At 36.9% G+C, this 19,324-nt stretch carries 22 protein-coding genes and 2 pseudogenes; 2 read left to right on the forward strand and 22 right to left on the reverse strand.

Annotated elements, in window-relative coordinates:
- Positions 1–74: 74 nt before the first annotated feature.
- Positions 75–368 (reverse strand): annotated as a pseudogene (locus KE503_RS14555) (transposase); the annotation flags it as partial.
- 570 nt (positions 369–938) lie between these two features.
- On the opposite strand from KE503_RS14555, the gene KE503_RS09480 reads away from it, so the two are divergent.
- On the forward strand, positions 939–1,697 hold the full coding sequence (locus KE503_RS09480) for a hypothetical protein (RefSeq protein ID WP_212385080.1): 759 nt from the start codon (positions 939–941) through the stop codon (positions 1,695–1,697).
- A 73-nt stretch (positions 1,698–1,770) separates the two neighbouring features.
- Entirely contained in the window at positions 1,771–1,938 is a 168-nt protein-coding gene (locus KE503_RS09485; RefSeq protein ID WP_081019945.1) for a helix-turn-helix domain-containing protein, read from the forward strand.
- 143 nt (positions 1,939–2,081) lie between these two features.
- Here the strand turns inward: KE503_RS09485 and KE503_RS15070 are convergent.
- The 21 genes and pseudogenes from KE503_RS15070 to ppdK form a co-directional block, all read right to left on the reverse strand.
- Positions 2,082–2,138: pseudogene (locus tag KE503_RS15070) on the reverse strand (DUF6219 family protein); the annotation flags it as partial.
- A 24-nt stretch (positions 2,139–2,162) separates the two neighbouring features.
- A complete protein-coding gene (locus KE503_RS09490) occupies positions 2,163–2,783 on the reverse strand; it encodes a 5' nucleotidase, NT5C type (RefSeq protein WP_022374371.1) in 621 nt (206 codons plus the stop codon).
- 31 nt (positions 2,784–2,814) lie between these two features.
- Complete coding sequence (locus KE503_RS15075) at positions 2,815–3,384, reverse strand: fibronectin type III domain-containing protein (RefSeq protein ID WP_330621968.1); 570 nt, start codon at positions 3,382–3,384, stop codon at positions 2,815–2,817.
- A complete protein-coding gene (locus KE503_RS09500) occupies positions 3,344–4,684 on the reverse strand; it encodes an MATE family efflux transporter (RefSeq protein ID WP_212385081.1) in 1,341 nt (446 codons plus the stop codon). The genes KE503_RS15075 and KE503_RS09500 overlap by 41 nt, the downstream gene beginning before the upstream one ends.
- Before the next feature lie 27 nt (positions 4,685–4,711).
- Positions 4,712–4,981 (reverse strand): hypothetical protein, encoded by a 270-nt coding sequence (locus tag KE503_RS09505; protein ID WP_022374374.1) that lies wholly within the window; start codon positions 4,979–4,981, stop codon positions 4,712–4,714.
- 29 nt (positions 4,982–5,010) lie between these two features.
- Complete coding sequence (locus KE503_RS09510; RefSeq protein ID WP_022374375.1) at positions 5,011–5,520, reverse strand: pyruvate kinase alpha/beta domain-containing protein; 510 nt, start codon at positions 5,518–5,520, stop codon at positions 5,011–5,013.
- Between the two features lie 59 nt (positions 5,521–5,579).
- Positions 5,580–6,833: an ATP-binding protein gene (locus KE503_RS09515; RefSeq protein ID WP_212385082.1), complete on the reverse strand. Its 1,254-nt coding sequence runs from the start codon at positions 6,831–6,833 to the stop codon at positions 5,580–5,582.
- A 124-nt stretch (positions 6,834–6,957) separates the two neighbouring features.
- Positions 6,958–7,911 carry an L-lactate dehydrogenase gene (locus tag KE503_RS09520; RefSeq protein ID WP_172674544.1) on the reverse strand — a complete coding sequence of 318 codons (954 nt, stop codon included), beginning with the start codon at positions 7,909–7,911 and terminating at the stop codon, positions 6,958–6,960.
- 220 nt (positions 7,912–8,131) lie between these two features.
- Positions 8,132–8,899, reverse strand: coding sequence for a carboxymuconolactone decarboxylase family protein (locus tag KE503_RS09525; protein ID WP_212385083.1), 768 nt, complete (start codon positions 8,897–8,899; stop codon positions 8,132–8,134).
- Positions 8,900–8,913: 14 nt separating this feature from the next.
- On the reverse strand, positions 8,914–9,384 hold the full coding sequence (locus tag KE503_RS09530; RefSeq protein ID WP_212385084.1) for a flavodoxin: 471 nt from the start codon (positions 9,382–9,384) through the stop codon (positions 8,914–8,916).
- 130 nt (positions 9,385–9,514) lie between these two features.
- Complete coding sequence (locus KE503_RS09535; protein WP_055196661.1) at positions 9,515–10,393, reverse strand: LysR family transcriptional regulator; 879 nt, start codon at positions 10,391–10,393, stop codon at positions 9,515–9,517.
- A gap of 28 nt (positions 10,394–10,421) precedes the next feature.
- Entirely contained in the window at positions 10,422–10,964 is a 543-nt protein-coding gene (locus KE503_RS09540; RefSeq protein WP_249183024.1) for a hypothetical protein, read from the reverse strand.
- A 328-nt stretch (positions 10,965–11,292) separates the two neighbouring features.
- Positions 11,293–11,493 (reverse strand): ATP-binding cassette domain-containing protein, encoded by a 201-nt coding sequence (locus KE503_RS15080; RefSeq protein WP_330621970.1) that lies wholly within the window; start codon positions 11,491–11,493, stop codon positions 11,293–11,295.
- On the reverse strand, positions 11,490–12,266 hold the full coding sequence (locus KE503_RS09550; protein ID WP_212385085.1) for a glycine betaine ABC transporter substrate-binding protein: 777 nt from the start codon (positions 12,264–12,266) through the stop codon (positions 11,490–11,492). Before KE503_RS09550 ends, KE503_RS15080 begins: the two co-directional genes overlap by 4 nt.
- Before the next feature lie 2 nt (positions 12,267–12,268).
- The gene (locus KE503_RS14985; RefSeq protein WP_334300457.1) at positions 12,269–12,349 is read right to left on the reverse strand and encodes a 4Fe-4S binding protein; all 81 of its coding nucleotides are present in this window, start codon (positions 12,347–12,349) and stop codon (positions 12,269–12,271) included.
- On the reverse strand, positions 12,312–12,611 hold the full coding sequence (locus KE503_RS09555) for a pyridoxamine 5'-phosphate oxidase family protein (RefSeq protein ID WP_330621971.1): 300 nt from the start codon (positions 12,609–12,611) through the stop codon (positions 12,312–12,314). Before KE503_RS09555 ends, KE503_RS14985 begins: the two co-directional genes overlap by 38 nt.
- Positions 12,612–12,780: 169 nt before the next feature.
- Positions 12,781–13,557: a Cof-type HAD-IIB family hydrolase gene (locus tag KE503_RS09560; RefSeq protein ID WP_022375500.1), complete on the reverse strand. Its 777-nt coding sequence runs from the start codon at positions 13,555–13,557 to the stop codon at positions 12,781–12,783.
- A gap of 62 nt (positions 13,558–13,619) precedes the next feature.
- Complete coding sequence (locus tag KE503_RS09565) at positions 13,620–15,017, reverse strand: phospholipase D-like domain-containing protein (protein ID WP_022375501.1); 1,398 nt, start codon at positions 15,015–15,017, stop codon at positions 13,620–13,622.
- 12 nt (positions 15,018–15,029) lie between these two features.
- Positions 15,030–15,377, reverse strand: coding sequence for a molecular chaperone Hsp90 (locus tag KE503_RS09570; RefSeq protein ID WP_212385086.1), 348 nt, complete (start codon positions 15,375–15,377; stop codon positions 15,030–15,032).
- 36 nt (positions 15,378–15,413) lie between these two features.
- The gene (locus KE503_RS09575) at positions 15,414–16,097 is read right to left on the reverse strand and encodes a YjjG family noncanonical pyrimidine nucleotidase (protein WP_212385087.1); all 684 of its coding nucleotides are present in this window, start codon (positions 16,095–16,097) and stop codon (positions 15,414–15,416) included.
- Between the two features lie 448 nt (positions 16,098–16,545).
- Positions 16,546–19,170: a pyruvate, phosphate dikinase gene (ppdK, locus tag KE503_RS09580; protein ID WP_022375504.1), complete on the reverse strand. Its 2,625-nt coding sequence runs from the start codon at positions 19,168–19,170 to the stop codon at positions 16,546–16,548.
- Between the last annotated feature and the right edge of the window lie 154 nt (positions 19,171–19,324).

Genomic DNA, 19,324 nt, shown 5'->3' on the forward strand with positions numbered 1-19,324 from the left:
AACGATGCTCTTACATCGAAAACGTTTCTGTTCTTGTTTCTGCTCTGTTAACTGATCTGGGGAATTAAGGCGCACTAACCCACACTGTTCAGATATCCAAACAGCTTCTTGAAGTTTAGGGCTGCCATTTTCCCAGAGAGTTCTTTTTCCGTATCATGGATCAGGTCAATGCCAGTCTCTGTTTCGTAAGTAAGACACCTTCTGCGGAAACGGCTAAATGTACGGTCACTGACAGGCTGCTCTTTAAAACTGGTAGTATGGAGGGCATACTGGAAACGGATATCAAAAAGAAGGGAATCCATGAATTCCTCATCCATCAGCCCCATAAGCTCTTCAAGCACCATACCGCCAACGATCACATTTACAGGAGTATTGGGGCGGTAAGGTAAAACATACTATCCTCCAAAGTTAACTGCTGACATTCATTTTTTGCAAAAGACATGGAATCACCTCTCAAATAAACTGAGATTATTATACCATCTATAGATGATGATTTGTTGGTTTATATGAAATTTTCAAGGTTCATTGGGCGTACCTTTTGACACTCTAATCATACTATTAATAATCAAAAGAGGCAATAAAAGGGAGAAAGTTGCCGATTAGTTATAGGAAAGCCTTTTTCGAACACGCTCCTTGAGTGGAAGTTTGAATTGCAATTAACACGAAAAGTTATTGTTCACTGTAACATTCCGCGAAGCGTGTTACTGTGAACGGTAACCACGAAAAAGATTTTCGTGAATTATGATCTTGGAAAATATTGACTGCTTATAATAAGATTATTATAATGATGTAAAAATATAACGGCTCAAAGGGAAAGTCTGACAATATAGCTGAAGCAGAACTTTTAGGCACGTTATAATGGGAAAGGAGTGGAAGGAAAAAGAGAAATTAACAGCAGCACAAAATGAAAAAGCAAAATAATTAGGAGGAAAATCAAAGTGAAAAAGACAAGAAACATTTTAGTCAGCTTATTGGCATGCCTTTTCGTAATCCTGGCAGTACCTACAGCAGTAAGCGCAGCAGCAAAGGCACCTCAGTGCCAGAAGAAACAGACTCTGGAGTTTTATCGTGCTTATATTAGTGGAAATGAACTGCCCACAGAAGGAGATGGATACATTTATATAAAGAATTTATCCAGGTCCGCTGTAATCACAAACGTAAAATCATCTAACAAATATTATACCGCATCAAAAGCAGCTGGTCTTAACGCTATTTTTGTAGAAACGGCACCAGGTCCCATACATTGTGTAAAAGATGGCGAAAAAACAAAACTCCGTTTTACAGTAAAACAGAATAGAAAGAGCTATAACCTGTCTTGTGCCGTAACATTCAAAAAGCACTCTCGAGTATTTACAAGTATAAAGATCGGCTCTAAAAATTATGCTGCTCTTGCAAAAGGCCATTGGATGGTAGAGGATAAAGGAACTGCTCCAAAATCAAAAGTAAAGATTACTGTTAAAACTGTCAAGAATTATAAGGTGGACAGTATTGAAATCTGTTATAAAAATAATAAACCCAAAAAGATAAAAAATGGTGGAAAGGTTTCTTTAAAAAATGCCGCAGCAATTTATATAAACTATCATATAACAGCGAAACCCAAATATTATAAAAGGCCAACTGCAGGTTACAGAGGTTTCTTCTTTGGCGGAACTGTTAAGAGTCCATTGTATGAATCTTTTATGCTAGAATATAAATAGTACAAGCCAAAATGAGAAATTCCAAATACACATAGGCATGATACAATAGAGGCATGCTGAAGGAGGATCTCATATGGCAAAGCAACATGACAAACAATTTAAACTTGATGCAGTCCAGTACTATCAAGATCACAAAGATCTCGGAGTACGTGGATGTGCAGAAAATCTTGGCATCGGATACAGCACATTAACAAAATGGCTGAAAGACTTCCGGGAAAATGACGGAAGCCATTTATCTTGAAGTGTCTGAGAATACGGAAGCTGCCCAAAAGGCTGAACGCCGGGTTTCCGTCTCCGGAATGTTGAAATTTTTAGGTGTCTCTCGCTCAGGACATCTTGCATGGCTCCACCACGTACCTTCTGATACAGAAAAACGTCGTAAAGCATAGCCATGATCATGCAGATCAGGGAACCAAATGCAAAATATTTATGTAATTTCATATGATACCTCCTTAGATTTTTTTATTATATAGTTTCTTTGTTTACAATTTTCTCAAATATATCATCAATTTCTTTCCAATTCATGCATCTCACAAATCTTTCATCTGGAAATTTTGCCTTCTGATTCCATGGTCGGTCATAAACAGCTACTCTGCAATTTTTAAAATGCTGGACATGCTCAAATGCAGCTGGTGAGTCTTCAATCGCAAAATCAAAGTGCATCTGATAAAGTTCATCCAATGTCAGATTATAGGTATGATCCTGTTTGAACGTTTCTCGTCCATATTTATCGACAAAATAAATCGGGATTCTGTCTAAATGATGTTCATCCAACCATCTTCTGGATGGTTCATAAGAATCAAATGGTCTTCCTGTGACAACAGAAACCTCATGTCCTTCATCAACCCACTTGTTGATCACTTTGGAAGCTCCTGGTGTCTCTTCATAATCCAGTAAATTTTCCGGAATATGCCCTGCTTTCATCAATTCATCATACTGTTCTTCACTTAAATCAAACGATTTCTGAAGATTAAAAAACTGAACTTCTCGATATGGAACATCAATATCAAATAATTCTTTTGCAATCTTTGTAAAGTATTTTGCTGTTTCGCAGATAACATCATCAAAATCTATATATATTTTCATAAGTAAACCTTCCTTGAACTAATTCGTATGCTTATTTGGTGGTTACCGACTTAACGGATGACCATCCTGAATAATATTTTGTACCACCTACTGTTTTATAAGTACAGATTCTTATATAATACTTTTTCTTTGCTTTCAATTTTTTGATCGACTTGCTGGTTGTTTTATTACTTGTTATCATAACATACTTATTTCCTGTTTTAAATTTGCTGTTCATTGAGTATATCTGACGATAACCTGTTGTTTGTGTATTTTGTTTCTTCCATTTTACAGTAAATGATTTCTTTGCCTTACTTAGTTTACTGATAGATGTACCTTTCGGGTTGATAATAAATTTCTCTGTCAATGCCATTTTCGCGTGATCTATAATCATATCAATACAGCAAAAATGGTTGGCTGTTTCAATCACATCATCTACATTAAGAACTTCATTTTCTACTCCTATCATATTTGTTTTGAAAATATATCGTGTCTGATCATGTGTCAGACGGCTTCCTTCCATATGATTTGAATTATATGTTAAGTCAATCTGTGTCTTATGGTAAATGCCGCCTGTATATTTATCTGTTTTCTCTTGTAATCCTATAAAATGTACACACAAAAATGATTCCTTTCACAATCGATGTCACAGAAAGTGCCCACCAAATACCATCCAAACCAAGCAATGTCCCACTTAAAACAATTGCCAACGGAATCCTTGCGCCAGTAAATAAAATGCTGATCACACTGCATAAATGCGTTTTTCCTAATCCAGACAACGCACCTACTGTCATCAGTTCCACACTCATAAACGCTTCACTTAATCCAATGATCACCAAATATCCGATCGCGATCATAATTGCCTTTGGTTCATGGAAGAAAATATGTGCAATTGCTTTTGGCTGAAAAACAAACATCATCGTAATAAATATTCCCCAAATTCCAATGCTGCACAATGAAGCTTTATATCCTTTTTTGACACGATCCATCTTTCCAGCTCCATAGTTTTGTCCGATAAATGCATTTAGAGCTGTTCCAAATCCATCGGCTGTATTCCATGAAACAGATTCAATCTGTCCTCCGACTCTCTGGACTGCCACTGCTTCTGCTCCAAATCCTGAAACCATGCGAGTTAATACCATGGATATTCCACAATAAACCATTCCCTGAATCGCTGTTGGAATACCGATCTTGCAGATTCCTTTTAGATATTTGAATGGAATTTTGGCAAATAGATTGATCCCTTTTAATACATTCTCCTTTTTCCTTATCACAACGCCTAGGATTAAAATTGACATAACGATTGCCTGTGCACTCACCGTCGCGATTGCTGCTCCATTTACTCCGAATTTGTTTACTGGTCCTAAGCCTAAAATCAGCAATGGATCTAGGATCATATTTGTTACAAGTCCTATGAAATTCGCCACAAACGGAGTCTTGGAATCTCCTTGTGCTGTGTAGATTCCTGTTAATGTTAGTGTCAAAAATGAAAATACGATCAAACCACAGGCTATTTTTGTGTAAGACAGTGCTGCCTGCAATGCTTCTGGGTCTTGTAGTTGAAAAAATCCTACCAGCGGATGTAAAAACAGTAGCATTACGGCTGCAAATAAAAGTCCCATAAGTGTTGCCAGCTGAACTGCTGCCTGTGCATACTTATGAGCTTTTTCCCTGTCTCCACGTCCAATACATTGCGCTACTTGTACCTGTCCGCCCATTCTTGACATCGCTGCTAAGCCTTGCGAAAGCCACGTAAACATTCCTCCAACTCCGACTCCAGCAACTGCTTTTGATCCAAGAATGCCAATCCATGCCATATCTGTAATATTGTATAATGTTCCTAGAAACGATGATGCCATGATCGGAATTGCTAGTTTCGTTAGTGTTTTTAAAATTGGTCCTTTTGTTAAATTTCCTTCCAATTAATTTTCCTCTTTCATTTTGTTTTTCTAACCTATCACACCCATAAATTCCAACACCATCATCAGATCCGCACCAATCGTAAACAGACAAAACACAACCGCCACAATCGCAAGCACTCTTACTACAATCAAATTCTTTGCAAGCACCGCGCTAAGTATTCCCATGATCACTGCAAATCCTGATACAAATGGATACATAAAAAAGCCGCTGATTGGCAATAAAAATACAATTCCTGCAAACAGCTCTGAAAATATCATGACAATAAATAAAATAAATGCAATCTTCTTTCGATTCATAAATCTACATCCTTTTCCCTGTCTATATCCTATTCTGGCATTTCAATAATCTTATGTACTTTCGTATCCAAAATAGATCTAGTATAAGATGGTGTCAGCAATACCACCGTATCAGCTCCTCTTCCGCTTCCTGCAATCGCTACGATCTTCTCCTGATATGGAATCTTACCTGCATCGAGTGCCATAGTACTTACTTCCACACATACTTTTACACCTTGTGAGAACATACGAAGTGTGTTAGCCACAATTTCTATTGGTCCATATCCTCCAAAATATGTAGAAAAGCATCTTTCTGCACCGCTTAGGGCGTGTCCTGCTGTGACAATGTCCATTCCTGCTTCTTCAAAATGCTTTCTTGTTTCTTCTAGCATCTGATTTCGTCCCTGATCATAAACGTTTGTAACTCCGACGATATGTAAATCTTTTTCATCTTCCAGATATGTAAGGTTACCACCTGTCGTTGTTGCAACTACAATATTTTTGATATTATTTTCTTTTGCATAATCAACTGCTTTTTTGATTGTTTCTTGTGTTGTCATATAAATCTTCCTTTCCTTCTTTAATTTTTATGTTCAAAGAGAATTTATAATCATATCAATTATTTAATCCTGTACTTCGTACCTCTTCCCCTTCCAGCAATAACTACAACGCCTTTTTTCCTCATCTCTTTTAATAACTGCGTTGTCTTTGTTTTTCCAAAAGGTACATATGGTGCAATCTCACTGATTGATTTTAACATCGTTTTACTTAGTACTTTATATATCCTTCGCTCGTCCTCTGTCAGATTCGCATTCTTTTCAAATATTGGTAAAATAATCTTAATTGTATTCTCTGTTACATCAAAATCTGGTTTTTGTAATCCTTCTTCATAAAGTTGCTTAATTCTTTTAATCCCTGTTCCAAATATCTCTACAAACCCTAATCTGTAAAATACATTTGCAAGATTTCTATTTCTTAATACCGAAATTTTACCATCCAAATATTCATCTTCTGTAATTCCAGCTGGCAGACCTCCTGGAGATACTATTTCTATCTTATCATCGAACATCAAAACCCTAATCTGTGATTCTACATCCCAGACTCTGTGAATCAATGCATTAGCAATTGCTTCTCTGAATGCTGCTTCTGGTACCTTTTCTACTTTCTTCCTATCAGCACTTTCGATTACTTCATATTGATAATAATCTCTAAATATATCAATTGACTTATCATACACTTCCAATATAGATATATTGTCAAATGTTGCTCTCTTTTTGATAATGCTGATATTTTCACCAAACTTTACAATGTCAATTCCAGGAAAGTCATTTTGATCTGCCAGAATGCCTGCTGCATTATTATATCCATTCTGATCATTATATAAATTCAATGTTTTTAATGTATCTTTATTAAACGATTCAATTTGAACACTTTCTTTTAATTTATGTTGCAAGACATCGAATGATAAATTCTGTTTCTTACATGGCAATTCTTCAAATCTAATATTTTTTCCATCTAAAACAAGTCGTGAAAACTCCAGTGTATCTACCTCTATCGTTGCTGAATCATTTCGTTTATACGCTTTTGATTTATATAAATAAGGCTTTTGTTCCCCTGGTCTTACTGTAAGTTTTATCGTCTGATCATTATTTTGTAATTCAAGGATATAATTAGGCTGTGGTGAAATACTATCATTAATTTTATTTTCAATATCTAAACAAGCTTGTACTGGATCTGGTATTCCTTTCACATTTCCATCGTCATCAATTCCAAAAAGAATACTGCCACCATCATAATTAGAAAAAGCACTGACTGTTTTTAAAAATGTATTGGTAATGGATTCTTTAAACTCTAATGTCCTTGTTTCACGCATATCAGCTGTTTCCTTTCATTTTTATTGCTTATATTATATGCAAATATACGCAGAAAATCAATCGTAAATTTTTACGATTGATTTTCTGATTGTTTTTACCTATATTTTAATTTTTCATTTTACATTATATATCCAGATCTGCTAATACTTTTTTCAAAGCCCCTGCTGATTTCTTCAATGCTTCCTGTTCTTTTTCATTCAGCTTGATTTTTACCTGCTTCTCAATTCCATCTTTGCCTACGATTGCTGGCATACTTAATGTAACGCCTTCAATTCCGTATGTATCATGCTGGATAGAAGATACTGGTAATACAGATTTTTCATCACGAATGATGGCTTCGCAGATTCTTCTTACCGCCATCGCAACTCCATAATAGGTTGCTTTTTTCTTTTCAATGATCTTATACGCACTGTTTTTCACTCCCTGTGCGATCTCTTCCATATGTTCGTCATGTTTTGTGTATCCTCGCATCTCACAAAATTCCGAAATTGGAACTCCCGATACATTGGCACTTGACCATGCTACGATTTCTGAATCTCCGTGTTCTCCGATGATCCATGCATGTACAGATCTTGCATCCACCTGTAAATGTTCTCCGAGCAGATATTTTAATCTGGCTGAATCTAAAGTTGTACCTGAACCAAAGACTCTGTTTTCTGGAAATCCTGATAATTTGACTGCTACCTGTGTCAGAATATCGACTGGGTTCGCTACGATCAAAAGAATTCCTTTACAGTTCCTCTTTGCAATCTCTGGGATAATGGATTTAAAGATTGCCACATTTTTCTTTACAAGATCAAGTCTTGTCTCTCCTGGTTTCTGTCCCGCACCTGCTGTTACAACGATGATCGCTGCATCAACGATATCATCATAATCTCCTGCTGCGATCTTCATCGGCCTTGCGAATGGAAGACCATGGGAAATATCTAAAGCCTCTCCTTCTGCACGATTCTTATCCGCATCGATCAGCACCATTTCTGTAAATAATCCGCTTTCCATTAGTGCAAATGCAGAAGATGAACCTACAAATCCTGTTCCGATCACTGCTACTTTTCTGCTATTTATTCCTTTACTCATAATTTTGTCCTCCTTTTGCATTGCTTCTTTTGTTTGCATTTATGATTCTATCAAAATCTTTTCCTGTTTTATGTTGTTATGACAACATTTTTACATTTTATTTTCAATAATAATTCCTATTATCATATTTCCATATTAACTTAAAACGCACAAAAAATCAACCGCAAATATTTACGATTGATTTTTTTGTGTGTATTTATATTTTGCCAGAAATCATTTCTTATTTTAATTTTCCATATTCTTCATCGGATACCGCTTCGCACCATTCATTCGATGTTTCTTCTCCTGGTACTTCCACTGCTAAATGTGAGAACCATGAATCTTTGGCTGCTCCATGCCAATGTTTTACTTCTGGTGGGATGTTGATGCAGTCACCTGGTTTCATCTCGATGGCTTCTTTTCCCTCTTCCTGATAGTATCCACGTCCCGCAACACAAATGATGATCTGTCCACCACCATTTTTTGCATGATGGATATGCCAGTTATTTCTGCATGATGGCTCGAATGTTACGTTGAATATTCCAACCTGTTCTGTAGAAACCGGTGCTAAATAACTATTTCCTACAAAATACTGCGCAAATCCGTCATTTGGTTCTCCGATTGGGAATACCATGGATTTGGCATGTGCTCTCATTGCTTCATCTTCATATGGAAGATCTCCTTCATTGACTTCCCATACTTCTTTTGCAAGATTAAAGACTGCCCATGCTTTTGGCCATCCTGCATAAAATCCTACGTGAGTGATGATCGCTACAATCTCTTTTTGTGTAACTCCATGGTCTTTTGCATTTTGAAGATGGAATTTTAAAGAAGAATCTGTGATCCCCTGTGACATTAATGCTACTACTGTAATGATACTTCTTGTTTTTACATCAATATCTTCATTGTTCCAGTTTTCTCCAAATAATACATCATCATTAAAATGTGCAAACTGTGGAGCAAATTCTCCAAGTACATTTCTTCCTGCTGTCTGTACGATCTTTGTCATTTTTCATTTTCCTCCTATAATGTCTCTACAAATTTTTCAATGGTTTGTTTGTCTGCTCTGTTTAGAAGTTTTCCTTCTACAATATCTGCACCCGGTACAGATGGCTGTAACTCACTGACTGTATTTCCAAATCCACTTCCTCCGGATGTTGCAAATAAAACGATCTTCTTTCCGCTAAAGTCATAGCTTTCTAGAAATGTATTGATGATCGTTGGTGCTACATACCACCAGATTGGAAATCCTAAAATGATCTCATCATAAGCTTCTACGTTTGCATCTTTATCTGCGATGGCTGGACGAATTGTCTTATCACTCATTTCTACACTGCTTCGTGATTTTTTATCCATCCAGTTTAAATCTGCGGTTGTATATGGAATTTCAGGTTTGATCTCGTAGATGTCAGCTCCTGCTGCCTCTGCGATCTTATTGGCTACTTTCTCTGTGACTTTGCTTGCACTAAAATATGCGACTAATTTCTTACTCAAAAGTATCAACTCCTTCTTTGAATTTTGTTTGCTCTATACAAAAAATGTGTAAGATATGTTTTTGATATCTTACACATTGATTATAAGCTTTTCTTCTTAATTATGTCTAATACTCATATTGTATCTTTTATTATGCCTTAAAGGCATTTATCTCTTCAATGAATTTATGAACAGCATAAGAATGAGGAATGTTCCTTCTCCATGCGATCACAGTGTTTGCCGTGATCTCTGGATATAGTCTTTTCTGGATCAGGAGATCTTCTCTCCAGTACTGAATCGCAGCTTCAATTGATACTGGATATCCAAGGCCATTTAATGCCATGATCCCTGCATTTGTGCTAAAATTGCTTGTAAATACGATCTTTATCTTGTTAAAATCTGCTCCTAACCAGTTCGCGAGCTCACTTTGTACTCCTAATCGTTCTGGAACGATCAATGGCAGTTTCAAAAGATCATCTTTTGTAATATATTCTTTTTTCGCAAGCGGATCATCTGGTTTCATACTGATAACCCAGTGGTCACTTTCTCTGATCCTGATATAATCAAGGTCCTCTGTGCTGACAGGTTCCATAAAAGCTCCAATATCGACAAGTCCTTTATTCATCATTTCCTGCACAACATCTGCAGTTGCCGTGTGGAGTGCGATCTGGATTCTTGGATATTTTTCCTGAAATATCTTGCAGATCTTTGCGATATGATCGACTGCGTTGAATTCACCACAACCGATCGTAATCGTACCTTCGATCACCTCTTCATTTCCTTTAAATTCCTCGATGATCTTATTTTCAAGGTCAATGATCTCCAGAGCACGACGTTTTAGCAATAATCCTTCTTCGGTCAATGTGATCTTGTGCCCTCCACGATCTAATAATTTCGCTCCTAATTCTTCTTCTAGTGCTGCTAATTGTCTGGAAAGTGTTGGCTGTGTGATATGTAATTGTTTGGAAGCTTTGGTAAAGCTTTGTTCTCTCGCTACGGTTAAAAAATAATGTAGTACTCTTAAATCCATTGCTGTTTATCCTTTGATACTGTCCTTTTTATCTTATCAATCTTTGAATCCTGTCCCTGTTATATCTCTGCATCATCACAAAGATCAGATCAAATCCAGCAGAAATAACGGATGTGATCACAAATACCCCAAATGCTCCAAACCATTTTGAGGCAATGATCGGCAGAAAGCTAAATCCTATGATCAACTCATGCCCGACTTCTGACTGACACATTGTCTGGGCAATCTCATGCCAGCTATGTTCTTTAGGTGAGAAATCTTGTGGACGATACGTTGGCATTTTATTTTTCCATCTTTTTATTTTAATCTTTTTATAGAATGCCTTTTCCCATGAATGCAATTGATACCATTGCTTGGTGTAATCGGCTTTATTTTTCATAAGGATCATAACAAGCCATCCGATCAGCAGACGCATCCCAAAATGATATGTGATCGTTCCAAATGTGATCGCCAGCGTAAGGAAAATGCTACTGTTGTTATTTTGATAAATGATCATTGTAACTAATGTAACTAAAATACCTATAGCTGTTATCATTTTCATTACTTTTGGCATCGTTATCTGTTTATCCAATTTCATATCCTTTACACACACTGAAATCTTCTTTGATTCGTTTGATTTTCATTTGCTTTCTCCATTTTTATTCAAATTTTTCTTATTTTTAGTGTATGACAGGAAAGAAAACAAGTCAAGGAAAAGGATCATATCTCACATAGCGCTGCTTCACTATACTCACAATCCTTTAATTTTTCTTCTGGAAGATGACAGATCCTTCGTTCTTTATCTACCAGTCGTTTCACAAAATCTGTTGCTGCCTTGTGATCTCATCGACAGCTCCAAATGGTTCATCCATTAAAAGAATGTCTGGAGAGGCTGCTAAAGCTCTTGCTATTCCGACTCTTTACTGCTGTCCTCCGGATAGTTCAGATGGATAACGTTCTTTCATATCTTCATCTAATCCCACGATATCCATCCATTTTGATACGGCTTCTTTTGTCTTGATATTCTCTCCATGGACCAGAATATCTCCCTGATCTGGCGTGATCAATCCATTGACCATTTTCAATGTTGTTGTCTTTCCGCATCCGGAAGATCCGATCATTGTAACAAACTCAAAAATGTGCGTGCTACTTCTTTTGGTTTCTTATCTTTACTGTCGACTTCATAATTCATGCGTGCCATGTCTTGATCTGTGATCGTTCCCTCTAATTTTTTAAATACCTTCTTTAATTCTGGGTGTTTCTTTAACACTTCATTTCGAATGACATTTCCACAAAGATAGGATGGATAGAATTGTTTATCGTCTTTTAAGACTGTAACATCAGACGCTGTCAGCTGTCCATCCGTTGTGAATATCACCATTACATCGATCTTCTTCTGATTGATCGCTTTATATTTTAATCCGATATCCATATCCATGGTTTTCTTAAAGTTTAAACCATATGTATTGTTAAATCCATACATACCGATCCATTGCAATTTCAGTGACTTCTTATACTGATCTTGCATTTTGGAAAACATATCTTCGGTATACAGACCATCTTTTTTTACACCATATTCCATACGCTTTTCAACAAATCCCAGGATCAGATCCATCACAAGTGCTAACAACGCAATCACTGCTGTTGCATTTCCAACTCCTGAAAATGGAATCAAAAAACCAAGCATGGAAATGGATGGAATCGTATAAAGAAAATTGATCACTCCTAAAGTTAATTTCGCAGATCTCTCAAATTCACTGATCAAGATTCCAACGACTCCTCCAAGGACGATCGCGATCAAGATCGCAATCAGTGAAATCTCAATATGTTCTACAAATAACTTGATAAACAAAGATTTTTCTGTGATAAATGTCGTCCACATATTTTGTAACATGATCATTCTCCTCTCTTTTTGATCGCTCCTGCCGGACATTCTTCCTTACATAATCCGCAATGAAGACAATGTGTCTGGTTGATCTCGTATCCTCTGATGCACTGCTGTGGGCAGATCTTCTAGCTTTTCTGCGATTCCACTAAGTCTTACCATCTGATATTTCTCATTCATCGCACTGATCGCTACATGATGATCATTGAGCAATTGTTTATAAAAATCTTTCCCTCTGGCAGTACAAAAATATAATTTTTCGTCTTCTACGATCATGACATCGATAATCCGAACCTGTGGAAACCCTTTCTCATCAACTGTAGCAAACGATACATCTTTGATCTTTCTTAATATTTCTAGACATTTCTATGCATTCATAGTTATCTCCTTTTGTTGTAATCATCATCATTACATTCAAGAATATATCAACATTTTAATGTAATGTCAATAGTTACATCAAAATTTCCTATGAAATAAAAACAGCAGATTCAAACTTCGATCAGTTTTAAATCTGCTGTTTTTTTTAGATCAATTCATTTTCCAAACAATACTGGTAAATCCCATCCTCTGAAACATCTCCACAAATTTCATCTGCTACTGCTTTCAGATCATCAGATGCATTTCCCATCGCAATTCCATTGCCAACGGCTTTTAACATTTCAATATCGTTATTTCCATCTCCGAACGCCATAGACTGGGACTTTTCTATGCCATAATATTTTAATACCTTCTCAATCCCAATCCCTTTTCCTGCATTGATCGGTATAATATCAACGGCTCGATTCCACCATGCTGTGATCTCTGCTGCTTGGACACCTTTTAGAATATCTTGATATTCTTCTTTCCTTGCACCCATTAGTACTTGATAGACTGTTTCTTTTTTTACTTCTTCAAAATCTTTAGCTACCTCAACTTCTGCATTCCCAAATGCATAATAATCAATCAGATCCTGATCTTTTCCATTGGCAGCCATACGGTCTTTCGTTGCTAGTGCAACTGGTCTTCCTATTTTGACTGCATTATTTACGATCGTTTCAATATCTTTTGATGGAATGCAATTGCGATAGAGAGTTCCTTCATGATCATAGCAATACGAACCATTGTATGTAAGAAATGCATCAAATTCAACTCCATCAAAGTGTGGAACAAGCATTGGTCCCCTTCCGGTTGCCAGACAAAGTTTGATTCCATTTGCCTGTAGTCGTTTTAATGCCTCTAATGTTTTGTCTGAAATCGTATCTTTATCCATAGCGATCAATGTGCCATCAATGTCAAAAAATATGATTTTAATATCTTTCATGTCTTTCTTTTTCCTTTTATGTTTTCTTATGATACAGCTAAATTGTTCCATTTCTGCACAATTTAAGCTAAATATCGAAATGCCTGTATGATATAAGATAAAATTCTGATCATACACTGCTTTTTGCCATCCATTGTACTTTCTGTTACATTTTTACCACTTTGATAACTTCCATCTTTGTTTACTTTCAAAGATTCATTCTTTAATCCATCAAAATCCTCTTCCAGTTGTTTTGTGATTTCTTTTCCTTGTACAACTAACATGGTTTCTGTGTCAACATAAGTACTTCTGCAGTCAAAATTATAAGATCCTACCACCGCAATATCATCATCGATCACCAGTGATTTCCCATGAGTAGAATGTTTGCCCATATATTCATATAATGAAATTCCTGTGTCTAAGATCTTTGAACGATTCTTCCGATAATCTGCAGATGCACAGATATTGTCTCCAGATGCGATCGAATTTAAGATCATAGTCGTATCTGGCACCTGCTGTTTTACCTGCGTGATTCCTTCGTACATTTCTTTGGAAAATACAGCATACGGCGTGTGAATGATAACTTGATTCTTTGCCTGTAACATCAACTGCTTCAGCGTTTCAAATACCACTGGCTCTTTTCCATAGATCGTTGTCGGATTGGTCACGAGTGTCGTCTTCTTTGTTGGAACTGTGATCTTTTGGTAATCATACTCTGGAATCTTTACTTTCTCTGCATGTGATAAGAGTCGTTTGACTGCCTTCTCTTTTTTATTCTTTGAACATGTGTTAAATTTTGTTTTACAGACTTCTAAATTCCAGACTTTTTGAAAATATCTTCTAATCTGTCCAACCGCCCCCTGGTCTTTTGATCCTTGATTTACGATCAAAATTTCTCGGTCCACACCCTTGCTTTTACCTTTGTGTGTTCCAAGAAAATAATCAAACATATTTCTGCCGCCCATCAATAAATATTTGTGATCTGCCACAATATATTTATCATGCAGGCATCCATTGATCGTCCATGGTTTTAAAAGATTTGGTGTGTTGTAAAAGCGGATTTCTACATTCGGCTCGCTGCCAACTGCTGCAAAAATATCCTTTCCAGACATATGAATCATTCCATAAAGTCCATCAACCAGAATCTTTACTTTAACACCTCGCCTGGAAGCTTTGAGTAATTCTGAAAAGATATCGTCACTGCTGTTTCCTTCTCGAATATCAAAGGTTGATAAAATAATCTCTTTCTTTGCTTTTCGTATCATATCAAGACGCAGATCCAGTGCTTCCTGATTATCACTTACGATCTTTGCTCGGTCTGATCCGTTCTTATCTGCTCTTGAATAAAATGATTCGGTGTGAATCTTGGATTTGTTAGTTTGGCTTACCGATTTCATATGTACAAATGGCACAAGCATTCCAATGATCACATACAAAATAAACAAAATCAGAACAATTCCTGCAATTTTCAATTTCTTCATTGCTATAAAATCCTATTTTAGCTTGGATAAGATCACTTCACATGCAGCGCATGCAGGACAATCACAATATTTTCCTCCAGCTGCTTTGACTTCTTTTGCATGTGCTTCTACTTCTTTTGCTTTCTCTGCTCCGAATACAGCTGCTCCCGCTTCAGATCCTGCAAATCCGATCAATCCGTCGATTGGCATGATATCTTCTTCTAACTCTGCGATATATTTCTTTGTCTCTGCTTCTTCGTTATCTGTCCCAACAGCATCAAGCCATGCGTTAGCTGCATCTTTTGCTTCCTGGCTGCAAGATGGTGCTGCAATTAATTTCTTTGTTTCTTCAATAACTTCATTTAATATCTGTTTTTCCATTTTACATAACTCCTTTTTTGTTGTATTTCTGTATTTTTATTCTAACATATCCAGTAAAGATTTTAAACTTTGGATTTCATAGTCTGGTCTTGGTTTAGGATCATCTGTCTGATCCTGTGGTCTATGAAACCAGATTGTCTTGATTCCTGCATTTTTACCTCCTTGAATATCAGAACTTAAGCTGTCTCCAATGATCACTGTATTTTCTTTTTTTAAATGTGGAATCTGTGCAAAACATTTTTCAAAATATTCAACACTTGGTTTATTATAGCCAATTCCTTCTGAGATAAAAACACCTTGCAGATATTTTTTGATTCCTGAACTTTTTAATCTTCCGATCTGTACAGATAACGTTCCATTTGTTACCACATATATTCTGTATTTCTTTGATAATTGTTCTAAGACCTCTTGGGCTCCTTCGATAAAGTAATGCCCTTGTCCTAGATATATCTGATAGTTACTTGCAACTTTTTCTGGTGATACTTTGATATGAAATTCTTGAAATAAGAGCTTAAATCTGCGAATTTTTACTTCGTCCCTCGTCATTTTCCCTTGTTCTAACAATTTCCATTGAGTAAGATTGATCTTATTATAACGTCTAAGCATCTCATCTGTCACTGAAATTCTTGCATCATCTAATGCTTTCGTAAGTGCATGGGCTTCTGCTTTGTCAAAGTCCAGTAATGTGTTATCTAAATCAAATAGTAATGTATCGATCATAACGTTATCTCCTGTTTTTCGTTTATACTGAGATTATATCATTTTTTGACCAATTCTCCTATAAATGATCACTCGGCAGATATTTGGAGATAATTCTCTATATTCTTACCTCTGATAAGTTACATCTCTGACAACCTACTCCTCTGATGAATTACATCAGTATCCCTCTGATACTCTCCTCTGATAATTTGATGTAACAAAAAAGACTCCTGAAACTTTAGAGGTATTCCCTAAAGAGACTTTTACATCTCTTATGGTCGTTTCTCCAAAGTTCCAAGAGTCTTAATTTATGCTTGGACAGTTCACGTAAAATTTATGATATTTTTACGTGAGTTTGATATTACTTACTGGCTGAAAACTTTCTATTCTGTTGAGCATCAACTGGATAGTTTTTTTGCCCTAAAAGTGGATAGAAGTGTTCGCCCTGTAATATGAATTACAATGGATTTTATTTATCTTTTAAAACTGCCTGAGCTGCTGCTAAACGTGCAATTGGTACACGGAATGGTGAGCAAGATACATAATCTAGTCCAGCTCTGTAGCAGAATTCTACAGATGATGGATCTCCACCATGTTCTCCACAGATTCCTAAGTGGATATCTGGACGAGTTGCTTTACCTTTCTTCGCTGCCATCTCGATCAGCTGTCCAACACCTTTCTGGTCTAATTTAGCGAATGGATCAGATTCGTAAATCTTATTATCATAGTAAGAATCTAAGAACTTACCTGCATCATCACGAGAGAATCCAAATGTCATCTGAGTTAAATCATTTGTTCCGAAGGAGAAGAATTCTGCTTCTTCTGCAATCTCATCTGCTAATAATGCTGCACGAGGAATCTCGATCATAGTACCTACTTTGTACTGAATATCAGATTCATAGTAAGCTTTTACTTTCTCAGCTGTCTGTACAACAACCTGTTTTACAAATGCTAACTCTTTCTTCTCTCCTACTAATGGAATCATGATCTCAGGAACGATGTCATATCCCTTTTCCTGTTTTACTTCGATCGCTGCTTCCATTACAGCTCTTGTCTGCATCTTGGCAATCTCTGGATAAGTAACTGCCAGACGGCATCCACGATGTCCCATCATAGGGTTGAATTCATGAAGAGCAGCACGTCTCATATTGATCTCTTCTACTGTAACTCCCATATCTTTGGCAAGAGCTGTAATCTCTTCCATTGTGTTTGGAAGGAACTCATGAAGAGGTGGATCTAAGAAACGGATTGTGACCGGTCTTCCTTCCATAACCTCGTATAAGTCTTTAAAGTCTTTCTTCTGATAAGGAATTAACTGATTTAATGCGATTTCTCTTGCTTCTTTTGTTGTAGAGAGGATCATACGACGAATCTTTGGAATTCTCTCTGCATCAAAGAACATATGCTCTGTACGGCAAAGTCCAATACCCTGTGCTCCGAATTTGACTGCATTCAATGCATCGGCAGGTGTATCTGCATTTGTTCTTACCTGTAATGTACGGATCTCATCGGCCCATGTCATGATACGATCGAAGTTACCACTGATACTTGCAGGTACTGTACGGATCTCTCCAAGATAAATCTTACCTGTAGATCCGTCTAAGGAAATGTAATCTCCTTCTTTAACTGTCTTTCCACCTAATGTGAAAGATTTACCATCTTCAGCAAATTTGATATCTCCACATCCTGCAACACACGCTGTTCCCATACCACGTGCTACAACGGCTGCATGAGATGTCATACCACCACGAGCTGTTAAGATACCTTCTGCTGCATGCATTCCTTCGATATCTTCTGGTGATGTCTCTAAACGAACTAAGATAACTTTTAATCCTGCTTCATGATGCAGTTTTGCCATCTCAGCATCAAAATATACTTTACCAGCTGCTGCTCCAGGAGATGCTGGAAGTGCTTCTCCGATTGGAAGAGCTGCCTTCAGTGCTGCTTCATCAAAGTTTGGATGCAATAACTGATCTAATGCTTTCGCATCGATTCTTGAAACTGCTTCTTCTTTTGTGATCTTTCCTTCATCTACTAATTCGCAGGCGATACGAAGTGCGGCTGGCGCTGTTCTCTTACCATTTCTTGTCTGTAAGAAGTACAGTTTTCCTTCCTGGATCGTAAATTCCATATCCTGCATATCACGATAATGTTCTTCCAATGTATGAGCAATGCTCATAAACTGTTCATAGCATTCTGGTAAGTCTTCTGCCAGTTTTGTGATTGGCTGTGGTGTACGAACACCAGCTACTACGTCTTCACCCTGTGCATTGATCAGGTATTCACCATAGATCTGTTTCTCACCTGTAGATGGGTTTCTTGTAAATGCTACACCTGTTCCTGATGTATCTCCCATATTACCGAATACCATTGTCTGAACGTTAACGGCTGTTCCCCAGTCTCCTGGAATGTCGTTCATTCGGCGATAGTAAATGGCACGTGGGTTGTCCCAAGAGCGGAATACCGCTTTGATCGCTTCAAATAACTGGTCTTTTGGATCCTGAGGGAATTCTTCATTCAGTGCTTTACGATAGATACCTTTGTATCTCTTGATCACTTCCTTCAGATCATCAGCATCTAAGTCTGTATCAAACTTCACACCTTTTTCTGCTTTGATGTCATCTAAGACATCTTCGAATTTTGCTTTATCCACTTCTTTTACAACGTCTGAGAACATCTGGATAAAACGACGATAAGAATCATATGCAAAACGAGGATTTCCTGTCTTCTTGGCAAATCCTTCGACAGCTTCATCATTCAGTCCTAAGTTAAGAATTGTATCCATCATACCCGGCATGGATACTCTTGCTCCGGATCTTACTGATACTAATAGAGGATCTTCAAGGTCTCCGAACTTCTTTCCCTGAATCTCTTCTAAGTCTTTCATTGCTTCGATCACCTGTGATGCTACTTCATCACTGATCTTTCCACCGCAGTCATAATAGTTTGTGCACGCTTCTGTTGTAACTGTGAATCCCTGAGGAATTGGTAGATTAAGTCCTGTCATCTCTGCTAAGTTTGCACCTTTTCCTCCAAGAAGGTTACGCATTTCGGCATTTCCTTCACTAAATTTGTAGACCCATTTTGTTGCCATGTCAATACCTCCTAAAATTAAGTTATGTCACATTCATATGTCATTGAACTTATTGTACCACATATTTCAGATTTTGCAAAACTTTTTTGTGTATTTTACATAATTTTTTTCATTTTTCTCGTTTTTTCATTATAAAAACTGCACATTTACATGA

This window comes from Anaerostipes sp. Marseille-Q3525, assembly GCF_018223505.1.
In the GTDB taxonomy this organism is placed as follows: Bacteria; Bacillota; Clostridia; order Lachnospirales; family Lachnospiraceae; genus Anaerostipes; species Anaerostipes amylophilus.